A 2,164-nucleotide genomic window follows, 5' to 3' on the forward strand; every position below is an offset into this window, starting at 1 on the left:
CGCGGCTTGCGCGGGCGGATCCACCGGCGGCGCGGCCCCCGGCTCCACGGGCGTGGCTTCCGGGTTCGCAACCTGGGGGAGGGGAGGGATGGGATGCTCGGGCGTCACGCCGCGCCGCGTGACGGCGTACAGCACCCGCACCAGCAGCAGCCCCCCGGCCAGCGCCAGCAGGACGCGCCAGACCCAGGGTGGCACCGGAGGCTCGCTCACGGTGAAGCGCGCGTGGGCCGCCTTGGGGCGGGTGGTGAGGAAGCGCACGTCCACGTCCCACGCGCCGGCCTCGTCGGGGACGAACTCCGTGCTCCAGCCCACGGCGTCCCGCGTCAGGGTGCGCGTCACCTGGCCGGGCACGCCCTGCCGGGAGAACGCGACCGTGACGGCGCCCTGGAAGGGCGGGCCCTGGAGGTTTCCCACCGACAGCGTCAGCCGGAGGGGCTCCCCGGGGCGGGGGACGGCGGGGGTGAGCACGCCCTGGAGCTGGTCCTCCGCGTCCCGCCAGGACAGGGAGAGCAGGTCCCCGCGCCGCTCGACCTTGATCTGATCCGGTGCGGGGGCCGCGGCGGCATGCAGGGCCAGCAGGCAGGTCATGACGACCCACCCCAACGAGGAGGTCCTGCGCCTTTGCCTCATGGGCCTCTGTCCCCTAAGATGCGCTGCCCTGTCACCTTCCACTGAGCCCGCTCCCCCCGGGGAGTCCCCGGGATGAACCCTCAAGCATTCGGGAAATACCAGCTCCTCAAGAAGCTCGCCACGGGCGGCATGGCCGAGGTCTGGCTTGCGCGTCAGACCGGAATCGAGGGCTTCCAGAAAGAGCTTGTCGTCAAGCGCATCCTCCCGCACCTCGCGGAGGACCGCGAGTTCGTGGAGATGTTCAAGAACGAGGCGCTGATCGCCGCGCGCTTCAACCACCCGAACATCGCGCAGGTCTACGAGTTCGGCGAGGCCAACGGCACCTACTACATCGCCATGGAGTTCATCCACGGCGAGGACCTGGGCCGGGTCATGCGCAAGGCCAGCGGGATGAACCAGTGGATCGCCCGTCCGCTGGCCATCCGCATCGTCGCGTCCGCGTGCGAGGGCCTCTACTACGCGCACAGCCGCACGGATGACCGGGGCCAGCCGCTCAACGTGGTGCACCGGGACATCTCCCCGCAGAACATCCTGATCAGCTTCGATGGTTCGGTGAAGCTGGTGGACTTCGGCATCGCCAAGGCCGCGGATCAGGCGTCCATGACGAAGTCCGGCGCCATCAAGGGCAAGTTCGCGTACATGGCGCCCGAGCAGGCCGCGGGCAAGCACCTGGACCGGCGCGCGGACATCTTCGCCATCGGCCTGGTGCTGTACGAGATGCTCACCGGGCACCGGCCGCTCAAGAAGGACTCGGAGCTGGCCACGCTGCAGGCGGCCATGGAGTGCTCCATCCCGTCCCCGTCCGAGGTGGCCGACGTGCCCCGGGACATGGACCACGTGGTGATGCGCGCCCTGGCCAAGAGCGCGGACGACCGCTACGACAACGCGCGCGAGTTCCAGACGGCGCTGGAGGAGCTGCTCGTCAACGAGCGCTGGCTGGTCACCTCCGGGCAGATCTCGGAGCTGATGAAGACGCTCTTCGCGGATCGCCTGGACGAGGAGCTCAAGCAGGGCCAGTTCGTGCCCGTGGGCGAGGACTCCAACACCGCGCCGCCCCGGCCGCCCCCGGACATGAGCTGGGACGCGCCTCCGGGCGAGTCGCCCTCCCAGTCGCGCGAGCGCTCGCGCGGCAACACCCGCACGGGGGCCGCGCCCCGCCGTCAGACTGGCATGGCGCCCGCGCTGGTGGACGACCCGAACGAATACGACGCGCCGTCGCTCACCGGCGTGGAGCCGCAGCCCCGGCGCCGCTCCAGCGTGTCGGAGCCGGCGGTCCGGCGCGGCACGGGCACCAGCAACCCGAACGCCACGCAGATCGCGCGCACCAACTCGCGCTCGGACCTGCGCAGCCAGTCCGTGGAGGACGTCCCGGCGCCCCGGCGCAGCATGTCCCGCGGGGTGCCGGTGTCGGAGCCGCCCGTGCGTTCGCGCTCGGGCGTGCACCGGATGGACCTGGAGGACGACGAGCGCACGCGCCTGCCGCCGCCGGAGGATGATCCGGACACGGTGCCCGCGCCCCTGCGCCGCGCCGGCG

The 2,164-nt window shown here is 71.8% G+C and carries 2 protein-coding genes; one reads left to right on the top strand and one right to left on the bottom strand.

Annotation, left to right across the window (positions count from 1 at the left end; all coding sequences use genetic code 11):
• A partial coding sequence (locus tag ACLEQD_RS41895) for a hypothetical protein (protein ID WP_410391512.1) occupies nt 1-588 on the bottom strand: 588 nt, incomplete at its 3' end.
• Nucleotides 589-702: 114 nt separating this feature from the next.
• Here ACLEQD_RS41895 and ACLEQD_RS41900 point away from each other — a divergent pair.
• The coding region (locus tag ACLEQD_RS41900) for a serine/threonine protein kinase (protein WP_410391514.1) at nt 703-2,164 on the top strand (1,462 nt) is incomplete at its 3' end.

The organism is Corallococcus sp. 4LFB, assembly GCF_046520365.1.
In the GTDB taxonomy this organism is placed as follows: domain Bacteria; phylum Myxococcota; class Myxococcia; order Myxococcales; family Myxococcaceae; genus Corallococcus; species Corallococcus caeni.